The following is a 19,964-nucleotide window of genomic DNA, read 5'->3' on the forward strand; positions in this document are numbered from 1 at the left end:
CTGCGCCAAGTTATTAATGCGACTTTATTGCAATAATGAAAAATTATGTTAACTTTGGAAATTGATCCGAGAAAATTTAATCCGTTTCCCTGTGACTCAGATGAAGATTACGAATCTGAAAATCTTATAATTATGAATGAAAATAAACTGTTTGATGCGATTATCATAGGCGGAAGCTATGCCGGACTTTCTGCCGCAATGTCTTTAGGAAGATCCCTAAGAAAGACTCTGGTCATCGACTCAGGAAAACCCTGCAATATTCAGACACCCCATTCTCATAATTTTCTAACACAGGATGGAAGCCCGCCTGCTGAAATTTCAGCTATTGCTAAAAACCAGGTTGCAGAATATGACACTGTAGAATTTTATAACGGACAAGCGGTTTCAACTCAGAAAACAGACTCCGGATTTGAAATTACGGTAGAAAATGGTCAGAAATTCAATTCCAGGAAACTGATCGTTGCTTCCGGAATTGTTGATGAAATTCCGGACATCACAGGCTTCAGAGAATCCTGGGGCATATCGCTGATCCACTGTCCTTACTGTCATGGCTATGAATACCGCCATAAAAAGACGGCTGTCATTGCCAATGGAGACAGAGCCGTTCATATTTCATCCCTTGTTAAAAATTTAACTGAAGATGTAACGATTCTGACCAGGGGAAAAGCAAATTTCAGTGCAGAGCAGTTGGAAAAACTAGAAAACAATAAGATCGGGATCATTGAAACTGAGATCTCGGAATTAAAACATGAAAGTGGTTATGTCAAAAGCTTACTGTTTTCTGATGGTAAAGAGATCAGTTTCGAAGCAGTTTATGCAGCTCTGCCTTTTCATCAGCATTCTGATATCCCTAAAGAATTAGGATGTGAATTTACAGAATCCGGTCACCTGAAAACAGATCAGTTTCAGAAAACCAATATCCCGGGACTTTTTGTCTGCGGCGACAGTGCTTCAATGATGCGATCGGTTTCAAATGCCGTAATGACGGGAAATGTAGCCGGAGTTATGGTCAATATGGAATTGGTGACCGACTGTTTTTAGAATCACAGGCATTCAGGGGCCACAAGAAGTTTTAACTGAATTTTAAAAAATTCAGATTGTTCCGGAATTAAAATACTTATCTTTAAGTTCAAGATTCAAAAATCATAATGAATAAAGATCTCTGGAAAAAAATCGAACAGTTTGACTTTGATCATCCTCCCAGTGAATATGATTTTACACTCAGGCTGGCCTGCGAAAATTACTGGACTCAAAATTTTACGAGGCAGGCAATTTTAGAATATAAAAAATTCATGTACCTGGCTGCAGTTTCAGAGATCATGGTGTCTCCATCGGAAACTGTTGACAAGGTCTGGCATCAGCACCTGATTTTTACAAAATCCTATCATGAACTGTGCAGGATCTTAGGGAAACAGATTCAGCATATTCCTTCTACCCATGATAAAAATGATTTTACAAAATTTAAACTCGCTAAGACCCATACGGCAGAATTGTATGAACTTCATTTTGGAAAACAGCCGGTAAGCATCTGGAAATATGCCGGACCGTTTGAAAGTCTTCATCTCAGAAAGTCAAAATTTAAACTTCGGACTGCTGTAATGATCGGAATATCAGCTTTCATGATTCTTTCCGTCCCACTCTACTTTTTAATGAAACCATTGTATCTCAGCATCAAAAATCCTGATTTTATTATTATATATATCGTGGTCATTATACTTACTCTGTGTGGACTTGAATGGTATAACCGACGAAAAGCCAGCATGACTCTGCATCGGTTTGATCACGATTCTTTTATTTTCGACCTTCAGCCTTATGAACTGATCTATCTGAAAAGCAGCAATATTTCAACCGTGATCATGGGAACGGTCAACGAACTGATTGATAATTATTCTATAATAATCAATAAAGATCAGACTATAAGTTCCAATAATCCTGCTTCGGTCCAGTCAAGGGAACACAGGCAGGTCATTGATCTTTTACATGACCTGGGAAAAACTTCCTATCCCAATTTTCTTTCTCAGCTTATCACAAAACCTGTATTTTCAAATACGGTCAGATCAATGGATGCTCTTAAAAAGTACATTAACGGATCGAGAGTTTTCGGGAATTTATTTATCTTCAATTACATTATTCTTTTATCTGTTATCATGTTTGGATTTCTTCGGATCATCACCGGAGTTTTGCGGGACAAACCTGTTGTACAGATTAGTTTTGTGGTGATCATTCTCCTTTTTTTTATGATCGGTTATTTATTCCGTATTACCAACCTGTTCAGTTCGAAAATTCTGCCTGATGTTTATCGAAAAGTCATTCTACCACAAAGAAATACAGACAGCAATTGGCAGTGGAGTTATTTTCTGCTGGGAACAGCAGTTTTGACAACTTCATTTGCTCCTCTCACCAGCCGGTCAGGCCCTGCATCTGACAGTCCGGGCGGAGACTGCAGCACTTCGTCTTCCTCAGATTCATCCTGTGGCGGAAGTTCATGCGGAGGGTGCGGTGGAGATTAACTAAATTTAAAAATATATGAAAAAGATAATTCCTCTCTATCTGAGTCTTCTGCTATCAGTGACTTTCTGCAAGGATGAAAATAAAAAAAGCGAAGAAAAAGTCAAGAATTCTCAAGAGATTTCTCAATCTGAGAATACAGCGGGAACAACTTCAAAAGAAATTCACGATATTGATCTGTCAGAATACAGCAGGCTCGTACCCATAGAACTCAAAGACTCTAAAAATAAAGATGTCTTTAAAAAATACGGAATAGAATTCAGTGGAAACTGTTACGCATGCGATCTTGCTGTTCTCAAAATCAGCACAAAGAATTTTGACCTTGTGAATATTTGTGATAAAAATGATTTTGAACGTTTCAAAGATTTTAAGTATAAGAAAACGGGAAACATTTTGAAAATAGAGACTTCTGAAATTGTTTTTATCCTGACAAAAGTTGAAAACGAACCTATCTATCAACTTTCAACAGAAGGCAGAGAGCCAGAAGTTCAGAATAAGAGAATTTCAGAATTCTATACTACAGAGAAACTGATCAACATATTTAAAGAGCATGACTGCGGAGATTTTGAAGGATGAAAATATGAATCATATTCTTAAAACGCATATTCAGAAAACGGTAGCCCTTTCCGATGATGAGGTTAAAAAAACATGTTCTTTTTTTGAAGAAGAACATTTTAAAAAAAGAGAGATAATCATCCATGAAAACGATCAGGTAGAATATGTTTATTTTATCGTTTCAGGTCTTTTAAAATTATTTTACAGTGACAGGGAGGCAAAAGAACATATTATTTCTTTTTCTATGGAAGACTGGTGGGAAACAGATTATATGGCATTTTATTCACAGACCAAAGCGACTCAGTCCCTGCAATGTCTGGAAGATACTGTAGTTCTAAAGCTCTCATTTGAGAACTACCAGACACTTCTGACCGAAGTTCCCCTCATGACCGGTTTCTTTCTTAAAAAATCAATCGGCGGACATATCACCAGTCAAAGAAGGATTCTCTCATTGATGACCATGAACGCCAGAGAGCGCTATGAGCAGTTTCTGAAATACTACCCAACTCTTGTCATGCGAATTCCTAAAACTGTTCTGGCTGCCTATTTAGGACTCTCCAGGGAGACATTAAGCAGGCTGTATGTAGAATCCGGTCTGAAGAAATGATAAATAGTGATACAGGTCACCCAAATAATTTTTCTGTTCTGCCGAACTTTGTTCCCTTGTTTAATTTAAAAATATATTCAGACATGGAAAAAAGAATCATCAATCCCTGGACCTGGCAGGACGATAGAAATTATGCACAGGCTGTAGAAGTAAAAAATGTTCAGAGTACCCTGTATGTTTCCGGACAGACAGCAATAGACGATAACGGAATCACCAGCAATTCTGATATGAGGACGCAAATCATTAAAACCCTGGAAAATCTTGAGAAAGTTATTGTACAAGCAGATTTTGAACTTAAAAATATTGTCCGCCTCAATGTCTATACCACAGATCATCCCGCATTTTTCGAAAATTTTGACCTGTGGCAAAGCTGGATAACGCAACACGGTATTCAGCAGGCAAGCACCGTGATCGAAGTTAAAACATTATTTGAAACGCTGAAGGTGGAGATGGAAGCTACTGTTGTGAAATAATTCTGTTTAAAAACGGCATTATTTTGATCTTTTATCTGTGGTCAGTCTAAAACCGGACTCTGTTCAAATTTAAACAACGCATTTCTTTTTATTGCATTTTTTTAAAAAGAATAAGATAGTTAGAGGAATACTCTATCAGGGAATTAAACTGAAAAAACCGCGCGCCCTTTGGGCGCGCGGTTCATTTATGCGGAATGTTTAAAATTAAAATTTCAAATCACCGTTTACTTCTCTTACTGCTTTAGCAGCTTCAGCGAATTTAGCTTTTTCCTCTTCTGTTAAAGAAATCGTTACAATGCTTTCAACACCATTTTTACCGATAATTGCAGGAACACCTAAACAGATATCGCTTTCACCGTATTCTCCGTCAAGCATTAATGAACAAGGGATCATTTTCTTCTGATCGCAAGCGATAGCCTGAACCATTACAGAAACTGCAGCACCCGGTGCGTACCATGCTGAAGTACCTAACAGTTTAGTTAATGTAGCTCCGCCAACTTTTGTTTCTTCAATGACATATTTCTGTTTTTCGTCATCAAGAAATTCAGTTACAGGAACTCCGTTTCTTGTCGCTTTGCTTAATAAAGGAAGCATTCCCGTATCACTGTGTGCAGCGATCACCATACCGTCCACATCAGAGATTGGAGCTTCTAAAGCCTCAGCCAGTCTGTATTTGAATCTTGCAGAATCCAAAGCACCTCCCATACCGATGATTTTGTGCTTAGGAAGACCTGAAGTTTTGTGTACCAGGTAAGCCATCGTATCCATTGGGTTAGAAACCACGATGATGATTACTTCAGGAGAGTTTTTCACTAAGTTTTCAGTAACTTCTTTTACGATCCCTGCATTGATACCGATCAATTCTTCTCTGGTCATTCCCGGTTTTCTTGGGATTCCTGATGTGATCACTGCTACATGAGAACCTGCTGTTTTACTGTAATCTCCCGTTGTACCGGTAATTTTGGTATCAAATCCGTTCAGAGATGCAGTCTGCATCAAATCCATTGCTTTTCCTTCAGCAAAACCTTCTTTGATATCTACTAAAACCACTTCTGAACAGAAGTCTTTCATTGCGATGTATTCTGCACAACTTGCTCCTACAGCGCCTGCACCTACTACAGTTACTTTCATAATATATTGATTTATTGTTTTAAATGATATTATGAAACTTTACAGTTTCATAATGATACTATTTGATTATTATTTGTCAGTCTTAATTTTTGCTTCCCAAATGTACAAATTCCCGAAAAATTGGGCAATCTTTCGGGAATTTTAATTATTATTTGAGTATATTAATTAACGTTGAGTAAAAACGTATATAGTTTCTTAGCACCTGTCAATACTTCATTGTAGTTTTCTTCAGTAACTTCGGTGTCCAAAACCTCTTTAAAGTTTTTCCACATCGGTCCTGTATTTTCCTGATAACATCCGAAGAAGTTGAACGTCACTTTTTCAAAACCCTCAGTTCTGGAAAGCTGCTTCGCAATTACATTTCCGCCTAAAGTAGACCCTTCGATCACATACATGGCTCCCAATGCTTCATGTTCATTGGCAAATTCCAGATTGTGGCTTGGCGCCTGGTTCTCTAAAGAAAGGCTTGACAAATCCTTTTCAATCAATGGAAGTTTTACTCTCTGATCCAGTTTAAGCTTTTCAGAAAAGTTTTCAGAGAGACTGCTGAATATTTTATCTTCACTGTGAAGAAGCATCAGATAATTGGTGCTGATGATTTTTTTGTAATCATCAAGAGTAAACGTTTTACTGAAAATTTTATCAGAACTAAATAGTTTTTCGGCTGCATCATGAAATTCAGCAGTGTTTTGTTTAAGATATTCAGATACCATTGTTGTTTTACATTTAAAGTTTCACAAATTTAGGGTTTTGAAACGTTAGAATAAAACAAGTTCCGTTATTATTACTTTCATAGTCAACATTTCCGCCAATCCTGCTCATAATTCTGTGAACTATGGAAAGACCGATTCCATTTCCTTTGAATTTTCTGGCATTATCCATCCTGTTAAAAATCTTAAACATTCTGTGTTTTTCAGATTCAGGAATTCCGATCCCATTATCTGTTATCCTGTAGATCACCTGCTCACCTGCTTCTGATCCTTCAATCACTACTTCAGGATGTTCCTGTTTTGAGGAATATTTAATGGCATTGTTGATAATATTAAGAAATATTTGATGCAGAAGGGTTTTATCTGCTAAAACATTTGGACATTCTTTAATCACTACTATACTCTCCGGGCTGTCAAAAGTCAGCTTGGCATTTTCGGTAATCTTTTCTATAACTTGCTGAGTTTCGATATTATCAAGCTCAATTTCGCTGTGCTTGGCTCTGCTTAACTGCAGTACATCATTCATCATCTCAGCCATGCTGTCGATTTCATCAATGATCGACGTGATCTTGTGTTTGTTTTTATCTGAAGTATCTGAAAGGCTTTTCAGCAACATTTGTGCATTCAGTTTCATGACTGTTAAAGGAGTTCCAAGATCATGCGAAATCGTGTAAGAAAAGCTGTCGAGTTCTTCATTCACTTTTTTAAGCTGTTCATTCAGCCTTTTAATGGTGATATACTGTTTATGTGAAGTTTCTAAAATGACATCCCGTACTGACTGTACAGCAATTTCGTTCCGGCTGTTCCATCTTTTAGAGCATCCCTTGATATCTTCTTTGAAAGTTTCAAAAGAGGTTCTTGGAGACACGATATTTCTTTCTTCTCCATTTTGGGAAAAGACACCTATTTTCTTTTCCGGATTTCCTGCCCAGTTGATATGATCATCAAATTCTTTTCTGAACCAGATCAGCAGCTCTTTTTTACTTCTTTCAACAAAGTAAATTACGACTCCGCCGGCAGTATCATCAAGATCAAGCGCATCTCCGAAATCTCTTAGAAAACTGCGGCTGATAAAAACTGTTTCTTCTGTATTCTGATAAGCCCAGTCAACAATTTTCTGTACCGTATCACGTTGCGGTGTTATCCCGTCGGTAACGACGAAATTTTCTGAAATTACTGCGAGACCGTCAGCTTCAGGAAGGTTTCTTATCTCTGACTTATTTTCAACCAGCGATTCAAATAAGGTATTGTATTTTAGAAATTCAGCTTTGAGATGCGAAGCTTTTAAGCTCAAATCCAAACGGTAATCCAATTCTTTTTTTGATCTGAACGATGAATAGGCATTTGATGCTAAAACTGTGAAAATCCCTGCCTGAACACGATCTTCCAGATCAATATGCTTAGGCTCAGAATTCTGACAGGTTACCAGTCCCCAAAGCTTGTCTTCAATAATAATCGATATACTGAAACTTGAGGAAGCACCGGAATTTTTAATATACTGTCCATGAATGGGAGACATTGCGCGGGATCCTGAAAATGTAAGATCAATGCTGTCAAGCGTTTTACTGATCACCTTTACAGGCTCTGAATAGACATTGCTGAAGATTCTTTTTCTTTTCTTTTTATAGAGTTCGCGTGCCTGTCTGGGAATATCCGATTCAGGATAATGCAAGCCGAGATAACTTTCTAAATTATCATTGGTTTTTTCTGCAATCACCTTTCCTGAACCGTCCTCCATGAATTTATAAACCATGATACGGTCATAGTTGATAATATTAAAAAGTGTACTTAGAAGCTGATTCCAGATTTCCTGATCATTATCAATAATGTAAAAATTATCATATTTATTGGTAATCCTTTTCCCTGGGTTTTTTAACTGAGCTTCGAACTCCAGAAAAATCTGGTTCTGACTTCTAAAAACGGAAAAGTGAAACTCTTTTTCTCTGATAAAAATTTTATCGAAGTACGTTTCATTCTCTCTTTTGGTAAGATTCTCCAGAGACTGGAAAACATCGGAAGTCAAAATTGCATGGAATAACTCCGGGAAATCTGTAATTTTCTTCCCGAAAAAATCTTCAGAATTTTCAAAAGCGAAAATATCGGTAATATTTTCACTGAAAAAAGTAATGGTATGGGATATTGCATCGATGCCAATCAGATACCCAAAACTTTGTATGTAGCCCGGAATGTGGATGGGCTCTTCATGACATTCAACAAAATTCATAAATAACACTTAAAGATATCAAAGTTAACTATTTTTTATAATTGAAAATAACTTTGTGGTATATGATATAATATTTATAATAATAATTAATAAAGATTATAATTTATTAATTATATTTTAACGCATTCAAACATGCTTTTTCAATATGAAATATTAAATTTACAACAAATATTTTGATTTCAGAACTGTGTAAATCGGTTTGTTCCCGCATAACAGGTCTAAACTTCTTTGTCAAAATACAGCATATAAAATTTACCTTTTTCATCCTGACCCTGTTCCAGCATTTTCCGGTCTCCATGAATGTAAATATGGAAGTTTTTATCCAGTTTAATGATACTTTTAAAATGTCTCTGCGTTTTTTTCACTGCCGCTTCGCTGATAGGAAATTCTTCTGCAATATTGATTTGCATTTCCTGTTCATAATCTGTTTTATAATTATTGAAACTTTCTATTACATGCTCATCTTTTAAAACTTCAGCTGCAAAATCATCAAGTTTAAATTCTTCTTTTTCTTTGAAAAAATTAATGGACTGATTCAGAAAATCTGCCTGATCTGCCTTTGATACCTCAAATTCCTGAGGAAGTTGCTTGGTGATATAATCTTTGTAAACCATCAATGCTTCCTGGGTATGAAAATATTCATCATCACGCTGTTTTACTTTCAGGAAATCTTCAAACCAGTAATACATATCACCGTTTTTATTGTTATCAACTACAGAGAGTACGTAACCGCTCTCTTTACTACTGTTGTAAATCAATGCAGCTTTATCAATTTTAGAAAGGCTGATGCCCTGATCTCTGTCAATTTCAAATGACTCGTTCTGAGGGAAAATTTTAAGGAATGATTCTCTTTTTTCAGTTTTAAAAATTCCTATTTTATCCACCTTCTCATCACCTTCCCGATCATCTTCAAAGTAAACTACAAATAATTCCCCACCCTGAACTCTTGGATTTTCAGCGGCTTCAAAAAGATGTTTTGCAAGATTTTCAGATTCCCAGAGGAACTTGCTTTTATCTTCAAAAATTTCAGATACCGAACTGAATACCGGATTATTGACCAAATAAGAATCACTGTAGAACTGATAAGTCTCTTCTGTTTTGAATGAACCCAAAAAATAATTTTCCAGCATTTCAACAGTCCCCTCATCAAGCTGAAGCTCTTCCTGAGACAGAATCAGGGATTCTCCGTTAATTTTATTTCCTACTCTGTGTACTGCAATTTTTGTAAACATCTTTGATTTTTTGTGGACTGCAAAGATATTCAATCTGAGGATTAAAATGACAAAAAATATCCTGATAAATTTCGCTTCAATTAGTGACAATATTACGGGATAAATTATTACTAAAACTCATATGCATGTCCCTGATGAACTTATCAACATGTTCATTACATATTTTGACGGTTTTGTTACATAATTACGAAATCTGTCCCAAAAAATCAGCTTTAATAATCAGGCAGTTACCTCAGAGATCAGATTCATAAGACCACTTAAAATACTCAAAATCAAGCATTTAAAAAAAATACAATTCTTTTTTATTCCGGATTTAAAAAGAATCGGTCATTATTAAATCTGATGACAATTTGGTACACTTTTAGATACTATTCAAATGTTTAAAAATATTTTAACAATGAAGAATTTTGAAGCGGATACGATCAATGAAACTCAGGCAATTGAGCATTTAAAAATATTTTATCCATCCATTCAGAACGAGATAGCCCAGCTTTCTGCAGAGAATAATTTTCCGGCCATCATACAGTCTACTGTTGATTATTTAAAAGTCCTTCTACAGGAATCAAAGATCAATATTGTAAACAGAAACATCAGAATGATGGAATGGCTTTACAAAAACGGGACATTCAATGTAAAACATATCATTGAAAATCTATTTATCCGATCATTCGGAAGTCTGAAAAAACATACAGACATCCATCAATGGAATATTCTCTATGAGTATATGCCGATTGAGTTTCAGCAGATTTATCATAACCAGACCCGACTGGACGAAATCATGTTTAAGAAAAGTTAAATTCTATATAGACCGCGCTCAGGCTTTCAGCCTGGGCGCGATTTTTTAACCGATATCACTATCTATTCCCAAAATCAATACACTGCTTTTATCCGTATAAATCATTACTTTGAAGATCCACAGTATTAAACGATCCTTATAACAGCACTGTTACTTTTCCAGTTGTAGTCACATAAAATTCATTTCTGTAAACAATTCACCTTTAGCAATTTAATTAATTTTAACAATAATTTATTATTTTTATTATATAATTAATAATAAATAATATGTTTTCGGAATAGTTATTGAATACCTGTTTAAACCATTAAAAAATAATATTATGAAAAAGTTAGTTTTGTTAACCTTAGGAATAGGATTCATGGCAGCAAGCTGTGGAACAAAAGAAAAACAGATGTCTGCAACTGACACAGATTCAACGGCAATGGACGTAGCACCGGCTGCATCAACCAATATGGCTGATACAACAGCTACAGCTACGGTTCCAATGGACTCAGCAAGAGTAGATTCAGTATCAACTCCGGCTACAAGATAAATGTCTATTGAAAGAATGAAAATCCACAGAAGTTTCTGTGGATTTTTTTATATTTGATTATCAAAACATTAAAAGAAATACTATGAAAAAATTATGGATAGCAGCTGTTGCAGGCTTACTGTTTTTAGGAAGCTGTGCTCAGAAAAAAGAAAACCGTGAAGAGTTTAAAGCAGAGCATGATAAAGACGCAATGAGAAATGACATGGGAGATTCTGCAGTAGCAAATTCAGAACAGAATCCTGGAACCGGAAGTGAGGCCAATATCCCAAAAGATTCTACAGAGACCCCTACAAACTATCAAAAAAACCCACCCAATAAAACCGGCGGGGGATCAAGATAATTCATCATCCACAGAAATTTCTGTGGATTTTTTCTTTAATAAATCCATTTTTCTTAAAATTTTCGATACTTTCATTCAATTACCTTTCAGAATTTCAATTTTTAATAATTTTAAGCACTCGCATTGACTTAATTATTACATTTGTATTCAATAAAAAAATTCATGAAAAAAACAGCAATACTATCATTTATATTCCTTGCCGTGACTGTGTTCGGACAAGGGATCAAATTCGAAGAAGGCAGCTTTAAAAGCCTTCTGGCCAAAGCAAAGAAAGAAAACAAATTGATTTTCGTTGATGCTTACGCAGTCTGGTGCGGACCTTGCAAACTGATGGTGAAAAACATCTTTCCCCTGAAGGATGTCGGTGATCATTATAATGCACATTTCATCAATGCTAAAATTGACATGGAAAAAGGCGAAGGAATCGACCTGGCGAAAAAATACAATGTCAAAGCCTTTCCCACTTATTTATTTATCAATGGGGACGGGGAAGAAGTTCACAGAACTTTAGGATATGTTGAAGAGAAGGATTTCATCCAGTTTGCAAAAGATGCTGAAGATCCTAATAAAAGGCTGACCGCCCTGAAACAGAAATTTGAAAAAGGGGAAAAAGATCCTGAGTTTTTAAAAAACCTTGCAGGACTAACCATCTATAATGATGCAGATTTTGCAGGAAGAGTTCTGGACCGTTACCTGAGCGCAAAAACTTCTTTGGACCAGGATGATGTTCAGATGATTCTTGCGGGAACTCAGAGTACAGAAAGTCCTTTATATAAGATTTTCCAAAATAAGAAAGAAGAAATCATCAAAGTTATGCCGGCTGAACGTTATGAAATGGTAGATAAGAATATTAAGCTGAATACCATTATGAAAAAAACCTACAGTGCCGACACAAAAAAATGGAACGATGCTTATTTTCTAACTGAAACTCAAAAATTCCTGTCTAAAGAAGAATCTGAGAAACTTTTGAAAAGAGCAAAATCAAGCAGAGCTTTAAAGGACAAGGATTTTGCTACTTACGAGAAAATGACCCTGGAGGTTTATAAAGATTATTCTGCAGCAAGTTCAGAAGAATTAAATTCGGTTGCCTGGAACTTCTTCGAGAACGTCAATACAAAATCTTCTTTGGAAACTGCTGTAAAATGGGCTCAGGAATCTGTAAAGAAAAATGAAAATTATGCCAACACAGATACATTGGCTAATCTTTACAACAAAGTCGGTGATAAGAAAAATGCAAAACTATGGGCTGAAAAATCTATTGCATTAGGAAAAGCCGCAGGTGAAGATACTGCAGACACAGAAAAGATACTGAAGAGTTTATAAACTGATTTCATCTTAAATATAAAAATTCCGCTGAAATATATTTCAGCGGAATTTTTATTTATTGATCTAGGAAGAAAAGACCTAAAAAAATTTTAATACTCAAACAAAACACTTCCCCAGGTAAATCCACTTCCAAATGCAGACAGAAGAACCAGATCTCCCCGCTTCACTTTTCCAAGTTCGATCGCTTCACTCAATGCAATTGGAATAGAGGCTGCCGTTGTATTTCCGTATTTCTGGATGTTATTATGAATTTTTTCGTCCGGCAGTCCGAATTTCTGCTGCACATACTGCGCAATGCGGAGGTTGGCCTGGTGAGGAATAAACATATCGAGGTCATCAACTTTTTTTCCTGCTTTATCTAAAGCTTCCATCATCGTTTCAGGAAATCTTGTAACGGCATGTTTAAACACGAAATTTCCGTTCATAATAGGATATACTTCCCTATCGGTCACATTTTCAGGTTCTTTTCTCATCCTGTCACTCCAGCCATATTTTGAGCCGGGAAACTGCGTACACAGTTCATCAGCATATTTCCCTTCTGAATGCATGTTCATCGCTAAAATATCTCCTGCCTTTTCATCTTCTGACGCACACAGTACGATGGCACCTGCACCATCTCCGAAAATGACGGAGACTCCCCTTCCTTCATCTGAAAAATCGAGACCGAAAGAATGAACCTCAGCACCTACTACCAAAATATTTTTATAAGTTCCTGATTTAATAAATGCATTGGCAACACTCATCGCGTAAACAAAACCTGAACACTGATTTCTTACATCCAGAGCACCAATCGTATCACAACCCAGCATATCCTGAAGCAGCACTCCACAACCTGGAAAATAATAATCCGGTGAAAGGGTTGCGAAGACAATATAATCAATATCCTTTGCAGTTAATCCTGCCTGCTGAATCGCTTTTTCAGAAGCTTTAAAGCCTAAATATGCTGTCGTTTCCTGAGCATCATTCCTGTTGATCCTGTGTCTTCGCTCTTTGATGCCCGTCCGCTCTGTAATCCATTCGTCATTGGTGGTCATTAATTTCGCTAAATCATCATTGGTGACAACATGATCCGGAACATGAAATCCGATCCCTTTTATTGTACTTTTAATCATATAGTCTGTTTAATTTTGGTAAAGATAAAACTTTATTCTACACATCGTTTTTTTTAAAATTAATAGTATTTTTACTGAATGCCTATCAATACAATTTACAGAGATCCGGGATGCGAATGGATAGACGTAGAAGCTCCTACGGATGAAGATATGAAATATCTGCACGAAAGATATGAGATCAACAATCTTCTTCTGGAAGATACCTTAGATCCCAATCATTTACCAAAATACGAAGAGGATGGGAATGTAAAATTTTTCCTTCTGCGCGAAAGTACAGAACTTGAGCGTAAAAACCTCAACACCATCAGTGACATCAGTACGAAAATCGGAATTTTCCTTTTAGAGAAAACCATCATCACCGTGCATCGGATGAAGGCAAAAAGTATTGCAGAAACCAAAAAAGAACTTACAGCCAGTTCACAAGATACCCACCCACATAAGATAGCACTCATGATTTCCCTGGTCATTATGAAAAGTTTTGATGACGAGGCCATCAGCCTGTTTGAAACAATGGACAATATTGAGAATGAGATTTTCCTGAAGAATACCAACCATACCAACCAGATCCGGAGGCTCTATAAACTGAAAAGAAAATCAGGGCTCAACTCAAGGGTTTTAACCATTTCCAATGACGCAATCGATAAATTTAAACTGTTAAATCTGGAAGATTCTGAAATAGTCGACCTGAAGGATAAACAGAAGGATGTTGTTGCTGATTTTGATCATTTAAATATACAGTTAACCAATTTAATTTCCATGTTTCTTGCCTTATCTGACCAAAAGGCAAACCAGGTCATGAAAGTTCTGGCCATCTATTCGGTCTATTTTTTACCCATCACATTTATCGCCGGGCTCTATGGAATGAACTTCGATAATATGCCTGAGCTGCATACCAAACATGGTTATTTTTACACCTTGGGACTTATGGCTGTGATTGTGATCTGTACTTTCATCTATGCGAGAAGAAAACAGTGGTAGTTCATTTGCGAGGGAAAAAACAGAAATTACTTTGTTAAACGTAAAGACGCTATGAGAATTTTATATTTAAAACGATAAGGCACAAGAATTTTAAAGTTATAAATTGTTTGAAAACATTTTTAAAATTTAATAGATAGTTAAGATTCATTAAAATTAATTTCCCCAACCCTAAAGGGTGTAATTTTGATAAATTTAAGAAATCCCCCTCCCTTTAGGTTCGGGGAAAAGAAAATTTCTTTTTAAAAGCTTTAGCGCAATTAACTAAAAACAAAACACCAAACCAAAATAATGAAACCCGAAATCCTTCAAAAAATCCTTGAGGAAGACGTACTTTCAGGAGATGCCAGAGAAAAGCTTACTGCTTTACATGAAAATATTTCAACCAAAGAATTTTCCGACCTTCTTGATGCTGAAGGCAATCAGTATATCGAATTTGTACAGGAAGGCGGCGGTGTCTGGGGAAGCGCGCTGGTGGGTTACCTCTATGCACTGGAAATCTTCGGCATCCGTTTTCTTAAAGTAGCAGGAACAAGCGCAGGAGCAATTAATACGATGCTCATTGCTGCCTGCAAAACGAAAGAAGAAGCCAAGGGAGATGTCATTAAAGAGATTCTCTTTAATTGGGACTTTTCTGATTTTATAGATGGCAAAAATTACGTCAGAACCACAATTCATGCGTTGCTGAGTAATAAAAATTTCATTAAAATCAATGGGATCATCATTGCGGTCATCATGGTGATTCTCATTGCACTGCCTCTCATCATTTCATCAGAAACCATTCTTAACGCAAAGCTTCTTTTTTTGATCCCCCTGATTCCTGTGATTATCGGATTGATAGGTTTCAAAAAATTCTATAACGATTTCAGGAAAAGCAACAGCGGACTGAATCCCGGAAATGTTTTCCTCAGCCAGATGACCGAAGTCATGAAGGGATTCGGTATTAAAACAGTGGCCGAACTCAATAAGAAATTTGTTCAGAAAGAATATAAAATGAATCTCAGTTACCGTTATGGTAATGGCATGGAATACTACACCAATGCCCTCAACGGAATTGAGGAGATCAAAATGAATCATCTTGAACATATCGATGAAACCCGCTACCGTATTTTTTTTGAAAGCACAGAGAACAACGATTATTATAAAAACAATCCTTTCTACGGACTGCAGACTGAATACATCGTGATTACAACGGATATCAATGCGAAGATAAAAGTCGAGCTGCCTACAATGGCCAATCTTTACTGGTCGGAAGAAGAACTGAAACACATAAGCCCTGCTGAATTTGTGCGTGCGTCGATGTCCGTCCCTTTCTTCTTTGAGCCCATGCAGAAACTGATCAACAAAGATGATGACTCGGTGAAGTATGCCTGGAAATTCTGGATGAACACCCAAAAAGAAGATATTTATCCTGTCGGAATTTTCATTGACGGCGGCACCCTGTCCAATTTTCCGATTGATCTTTTTCACATGAATGATATCTTTTATCCCAGACTTCCCTTATTTGGTGTACAGCTGACCAGCGATTCTGAAGTATCAGGGCAAAAAGGGAAAACCAGTCAGGAGATTCTGAAAACGCCATTCTCCTATGCCGGAAATATCATCGGAACATTAAAAGGTTTTAATGACAAAACCTTTCTGAACAAATACTCCTTCTACAATATTTACAGCATCAAAACCGTAAACTGCGGCACAAGCAGCTGGCTTAATTTCTTTATGAAAAGAGAGGAAAAAGAACAGCTTTTCAATGCAGGGTTTATGGCCGCCCTTGATTTTATGAATCAATTTGACTGGGCACAGTATAAATATGAAAGAATGATGGTCGCCATGAAAGAAAAAAAGATTCTGAAAGAGGAGGATACTCCGACAGTGGGATGATTTGGACCGTAAAATTCTATTTATGAATAGGTAGTAAAACCTGTCCTTTTTGATTTTGATTTGTTTATTTTCATTATTTTTAAAACATGAAATATATCTGTGAATGCTGTGGAGAAGAAAAAGAAGACTGGCCCGCAATTGCCTATAACGCTCCTTCTCTGTATGAGAATCTTTCTGATGAAGAATTGACAAATTCTGAGTTAACATCTGATTTATGTACGATCAGATATAGTGACGAGACGTGCTACTTTGTCAGAGCTGTGCTTGTACAGGAAGTTAAAGAAAGCTGTCAGGATTTAGAGTATGGTGTTTGGGTATCATTGAGCGAAAAGAGCTTTAATGAATATGTTGAAAACTATCATAATCCGGATTTTGAAAATGTTTATTTTGGCTGGCTTTCAAACTATCTGCCTGATTACAATTTTGAAACGTTCATTCCGGCAAATGTTCAGGTTGACAATAAAACAGGAAGACCTATTATTTATCCACATGAAAGCCATAACCACCCTTTTATCGATGACTTTTATAACGGAATTTCACAGGATGAAGCGGAAAGAAGGATTGATTTTGTTTTTAACAGCTAATGTTATTATGACTTTTTCCGATAGCTCGGATTTGCAATTGTGCTTACCTCTTACAAAAACAACAATATTGTATCTTCACGAAACAATAAATCAGTGATGGACTACAAATCCACAACATCATTTTTATCAAAATTAATTAACAGTTCATGACCACAAAAATAAACCTCAGAGAATCTCTAAACCTACCTAATTCAGAAACAACCACTCCTGCAGAAATATTTCAAAATCAAACCCTGCGACCCGTTTTAAAATTACAGAACGATCTTTACCTTTCCCTGTTTACAAACTATGCACTACGCCAGAAAGCTGACTTCCCCACATTGTCATCATTTAAAAAGCAGATATTTATTGAACAGAGCCTGCAAAAAGATGCTGTGCTTAAAAATACTTTCATTGGAATGACCATCGGGATGTTTACTTTGGATGAATTGGAGATCTATCAATCTGACAGTAAAGTTTTCAATAAAAGAATGATCACAATGTTGATTGAGAGATTGAAAAGTCAGATATAAAAACTGATAAGTAATAAGTATGAAAACAAAATTATTAAACAGGTACTCTTTCTTAACAGGAGTGTCGTTGACAATACTATCTGTTTTGATGTCTATTTTTTCAATAAGCATGTTTTCAGCAACAGGTAACTTCCCTCGTTTTTTGATCAAACTGAGTGATTTATGTTTTGTCCTTTGGTTTCCGTTCTTTATATCAGGAATTATTCTTTTGGTTGCAGGAATTATTTTACCGTCTGCAAAGCTAATAAATAAATGAGTCCTGTCGATTACCAATGGCTTATGCACTAACCTTCAGCCTTGACAGATGGGGCTTTTCAGACTTTAAGTTAGATTCTGAAACCTGAAATTCCGGTTACAAAATCAAACGATTAGGTTCTCAGTAACAATTTATATAAAGACTACTTATTTAACCTCAGTTCGGGATAAGGCTCTATAAAACGCAAAGCTAAACAAAAATAGTAATTACGTGATTTTCTAAGATTTAGGATAGACAAAGGCGTGAAACTTATCAAGGTAATACAAAATTCTTGTATTGCTTTGATAAACGAAGTGGCATTGTTTAACTTAAAAGCGTTTCAAAAAGTAGAATTTCTTTGTTTTTCTTTGCGATAAAATAGCATTGTTTTGAAAATCAATTATTTAAAAAATTATTTATCCCGAACTCAGGTTATTTACTTACTGATCTCTCCTCCACATCGGATCACATTTTAAAATCTTTTCATTCACTGCACAACCTTCCGCATGGGCACCTTTCAGGAAACCGATGCTCATTAAAAACTCGTTGACAATTTCTCCGCCTGTAAATTTGAATGTTTTTTTGAATATTTTCATCCATTCCTGTAAATTTTTAGGATGATGATGCTCCAGCCATTGTTCGAACGAACCGAATTCCTGCTGCAATTCGATGATCGCTTTAGCATTTTCTATCGCAGCATTGACTTTCAGTTTGTTCCTGATAATTCCGGGATCATTTAATAATCTTTCCCTGTCTTCTTCACGGTAGGCAGCTACTTTTTTAATATCAAAATTGTCGTATGCGTTCCTGAAGCCCTCTTCCTTTTTTAAAATCGTCTCCCAACTCAGACCTGCCTGATTGATCTCCATAACGAGTCTTCCAAACAATTCGTTGTCATCATGGATCGGGAAGCCGTAATGATTGTCGTGGTATTTTTTGTGCAGTTCTTTCCTGCTTTCGGGGTGCATTGTTTCAATGACTGAACAGTAACTCATTATAAAAGGTTTTTCAGTTCCGGTTAAAAATCTGTTTAAAGCTGAAAGCAATTCCGAAGTTTATTCACTTCGGATCTGCTTATTTTTTCGGTTTGTAATATTTTTTCTGATGGTTAAAAGACTCTGATCATCTTACTGATCTTAACCTCCAGAATACAAAGATAAGATGAGTTGGTGACAAATGACTGTCAGTAGTCCATATTTTTTCCAATCAAAACTTTTCAGAAGTTTCCCATTAAAAATGATCCGTAAAATCAAGATACATCGGAACACTTTTCTCAACCCATTCCTGAGAAGGATCCTGTTCCAACCCATAGTAAATAAAAGGTTCGCTGTAATCTGCCCTGATATATTCAAAGGTAAGTTCAAAAGGTCTCAACAATTCCTTCATTGTATACTTATACTTTCCTGAGGCTCTTAAATCCTCATCATCTACTCCGGCAGAAATCGCTAAAGCAATCTTTTTACCTCCGACTTTATAACCGCTTTTACTTCCGTAAGCCCATCCATACAAAAGTACTTCATCAAGCCATTTTTTCAGCAATGGTGGGCTGCTGAACCAGTAAAAAGGAAACTGAAAAATAATTTTATCATAAGACTCAATCAGTTTCTGTTCTTTTTCAACATCAAAATCTCCGTCAGGATAAGCTTTGTATAATTCATGAACGGTATATTTTTCAGGGAATTTTTTAAACTCTTCGATCCATCTTTTATTGATGACGGAAGTTTCCATTTTGGGATGAATAACGATGATTAATGTTTTCATATTTTCAAATTTCTTTTACAAAAATAATAGTTGTAACTTACATTTCAGATCGTAGCAACCCATTGTATGGTACTATAAAAAATGTACGTAATGACCCAAATAAAAAAAACATCCACCAATTTTGCCAACAAACAGGCATTGACGGAAGAATGCCCGGAACTGTATGCATCCAAAATGATTGGCGGCCAATGGTCACTGGCCATCTGCAGTTATCTGATTAACGGAAAAATGAGATTCGGACAGTTGAGAAAAAGTCTGGGAAATATTACAGAACGTATGTTGACCCTCCAATTGAGACGGCTGGAAGAAGATAAAATTGTAATAAGGACCGTTTATGCAGAAGTACCTCCAAGAGTGGAATACGAACTGACAGAAATCGGCTATCAACTGAAACCGGTGATCGCCGAACTGGATAAATGGGGCACGATGCATAAATCAATTATTGAAAAGTCCTGAGTTGCAAAAACATAAAA

The 19,964-nt window shown here is 36.2% G+C and carries 21 protein-coding genes; 14 read left to right on the forward strand and 7 right to left on the reverse strand.

Annotated features, from left to right (window positions below; all coding sequences use genetic code 11):
• The first annotated feature begins 132 nt into the window (after window positions 1-132).
• From AC2A07_RS12315 to AC2A07_RS12335, 5 genes are all read left to right on the forward strand, one after another.
• Complete coding sequence (locus AC2A07_RS12315) at window positions 133-1,041, forward strand: NAD(P)/FAD-dependent oxidoreductase (protein WP_484050765.1); 909 nt, start codon at window positions 133-135, stop codon at window positions 1,039-1,041.
• A gap of 107 nt (window positions 1,042-1,148) precedes the next feature.
• Window positions 1,149-2,510: a glycine-rich domain-containing protein gene (locus AC2A07_RS12320; protein WP_484050664.1), complete on the forward strand. Its 1,362-nt coding sequence runs from the start codon at window positions 1,149-1,151 to the stop codon at window positions 2,508-2,510.
• Between the two features lie 16 nt (window positions 2,511-2,526).
• Window positions 2,527-3,084 carry a hypothetical protein gene (locus AC2A07_RS12325; protein ID WP_484050665.1) on the forward strand — a complete coding sequence of 186 codons (558 nt, stop codon included), beginning with the start codon at window positions 2,527-2,529 and terminating at the stop codon, window positions 3,082-3,084.
• Between the two features lie 4 nt (window positions 3,085-3,088).
• Window positions 3,089-3,670: a Crp/Fnr family transcriptional regulator gene (locus AC2A07_RS12330; protein WP_484050666.1), complete on the forward strand. Its 582-nt coding sequence runs from the start codon at window positions 3,089-3,091 to the stop codon at window positions 3,668-3,670.
• 83 nt (window positions 3,671-3,753) lie between these two features.
• The gene (locus tag AC2A07_RS12335; protein ID WP_484050667.1) at window positions 3,754-4,143 is read left to right on the forward strand and encodes a RidA family protein; all 390 of its coding nucleotides are present in this window, start codon (window positions 3,754-3,756) and stop codon (window positions 4,141-4,143) included.
• Between the two features lie 204 nt (window positions 4,144-4,347).
• Here AC2A07_RS12335 and AC2A07_RS12340 read toward each other — a convergent pair whose 3' ends face one another.
• The 4 genes from AC2A07_RS12340 to AC2A07_RS12355 form a co-directional block, all read right to left on the reverse strand.
• Window positions 4,348-5,274, reverse strand: a complete 927-nt coding sequence (locus tag AC2A07_RS12340; protein ID WP_314498028.1) for a malate dehydrogenase — start codon at window positions 5,272-5,274, stop codon at window positions 4,348-4,350.
• Window positions 5,275-5,435: 161 nt separating this feature from the next.
• On the reverse strand, window positions 5,436-5,987 hold the full coding sequence (locus tag AC2A07_RS12345) for a biliverdin-producing heme oxygenase (RefSeq protein ID WP_484050668.1): 552 nt from the start codon (window positions 5,985-5,987) through the stop codon (window positions 5,436-5,438).
• Between the two features lie 13 nt (window positions 5,988-6,000).
• The gene (locus tag AC2A07_RS12350; protein ID WP_484050669.1) at window positions 6,001-8,208 is read right to left on the reverse strand and encodes an ATP-binding protein; all 2,208 of its coding nucleotides are present in this window, start codon (window positions 8,206-8,208) and stop codon (window positions 6,001-6,003) included.
• A gap of 218 nt (window positions 8,209-8,426) precedes the next feature.
• The gene (locus tag AC2A07_RS12355) at window positions 8,427-9,440 is read right to left on the reverse strand and encodes a nucleoid-associated protein (protein WP_484050670.1); all 1,014 of its coding nucleotides are present in this window, start codon (window positions 9,438-9,440) and stop codon (window positions 8,427-8,429) included.
• 397 nt (window positions 9,441-9,837) lie between these two features.
• Here AC2A07_RS12355 and AC2A07_RS12360 point away from each other — a divergent pair, with 397 nt between their 5' ends.
• The 4 genes from AC2A07_RS12360 to AC2A07_RS12375 all read left to right on the forward strand — a co-directional run bounded on the left by AC2A07_RS12360 (window position 9,838) and on the right by AC2A07_RS12375 (window position 12,431).
• On the forward strand, window positions 9,838-10,236 hold the full coding sequence (locus tag AC2A07_RS12360; RefSeq protein WP_484050671.1) for a DUF7674 family protein: 399 nt from the start codon (window positions 9,838-9,840) through the stop codon (window positions 10,234-10,236).
• A gap of 319 nt (window positions 10,237-10,555) precedes the next feature.
• Window positions 10,556-10,768 carry a cytochrome C551 gene (locus tag AC2A07_RS12365; RefSeq protein ID WP_314498037.1) on the forward strand — a complete coding sequence of 71 codons (213 nt, stop codon included), beginning with the start codon at window positions 10,556-10,558 and terminating at the stop codon, window positions 10,766-10,768.
• 82 nt (window positions 10,769-10,850) lie between these two features.
• Window positions 10,851-11,108, forward strand: a complete 258-nt coding sequence (locus AC2A07_RS12370; protein WP_484050672.1) for a hypothetical protein — start codon at window positions 10,851-10,853, stop codon at window positions 11,106-11,108.
• Window positions 11,109-11,270: 162 nt separating this feature from the next.
• Window positions 11,271-12,431 (forward strand): thioredoxin family protein, encoded by a 1,161-nt coding sequence (locus tag AC2A07_RS12375; protein ID WP_484050673.1) that lies wholly within the window; start codon window positions 11,271-11,273, stop codon window positions 12,429-12,431.
• 92 nt (window positions 12,432-12,523) lie between these two features.
• Here the strand turns inward: AC2A07_RS12375 and AC2A07_RS12380 are convergent, their stop codons facing one another.
• Window positions 12,524-13,546, reverse strand: coding sequence for a 3-oxoacyl-ACP synthase III family protein (locus AC2A07_RS12380; RefSeq protein WP_484050674.1), 1,023 nt, complete (start codon window positions 13,544-13,546; stop codon window positions 12,524-12,526).
• A gap of 78 nt (window positions 13,547-13,624) precedes the next feature.
• Here AC2A07_RS12380 and AC2A07_RS12385 point away from each other — a divergent pair, with 78 nt between their 5' ends.
• The 4 genes from AC2A07_RS12385 (at window position 13,625) to AC2A07_RS12400 (ending at window position 17,495) form a co-directional block, all read left to right on the forward strand.
• Window positions 13,625-14,524 (forward strand): magnesium transporter CorA family protein, encoded by a 900-nt coding sequence (locus tag AC2A07_RS12385; RefSeq protein WP_484050675.1) that lies wholly within the window; start codon window positions 13,625-13,627, stop codon window positions 14,522-14,524.
• Window positions 14,525-14,812: 288 nt separating this feature from the next.
• A complete protein-coding gene (locus AC2A07_RS12390) occupies window positions 14,813-16,399 on the forward strand; it encodes a patatin-like phospholipase family protein (protein ID WP_484050676.1) in 1,587 nt (528 codons plus the stop codon).
• Window positions 16,400-16,485: 86 nt separating this feature from the next.
• On the forward strand, window positions 16,486-16,983 hold the full coding sequence (locus AC2A07_RS12395) for a DUF2199 domain-containing protein (RefSeq protein WP_484050677.1): 498 nt from the start codon (window positions 16,486-16,488) through the stop codon (window positions 16,981-16,983).
• A 146-nt stretch (window positions 16,984-17,129) separates the two neighbouring features.
• A complete protein-coding gene (locus tag AC2A07_RS12400) occupies window positions 17,130-17,495 on the forward strand; it encodes a glyoxalase (protein WP_484050678.1) in 366 nt (121 codons plus the stop codon).
• Between the two features lie 675 nt (window positions 17,496-18,170).
• Here AC2A07_RS12400 and AC2A07_RS12405 read toward each other — a convergent pair.
• Window positions 18,171-18,725, reverse strand: a complete 555-nt coding sequence (locus tag AC2A07_RS12405; protein WP_484050679.1) for a DNA-3-methyladenine glycosylase I — start codon at window positions 18,723-18,725, stop codon at window positions 18,171-18,173.
• Window positions 18,726-18,960: 235 nt separating this feature from the next.
• Complete coding sequence (locus AC2A07_RS12410; protein WP_484050680.1) at window positions 18,961-19,491, reverse strand: NAD(P)H-dependent oxidoreductase; 531 nt, start codon at window positions 19,489-19,491, stop codon at window positions 18,961-18,963.
• Between the two features lie 90 nt (window positions 19,492-19,581).
• On the opposite strand from AC2A07_RS12410, the gene AC2A07_RS12415 reads away from it, so the two are divergent.
• On the forward strand, window positions 19,582-19,947 hold the full coding sequence (locus tag AC2A07_RS12415) for a winged helix-turn-helix transcriptional regulator (RefSeq protein ID WP_314498060.1): 366 nt from the start codon (window positions 19,582-19,584) through the stop codon (window positions 19,945-19,947).
• Window positions 19,948-19,964 lie beyond the last annotated feature (17 nt).

The sequence above is a fragment of the Chryseobacterium sp. HNCC26DJ238 genome (assembly GCF_057180465.1).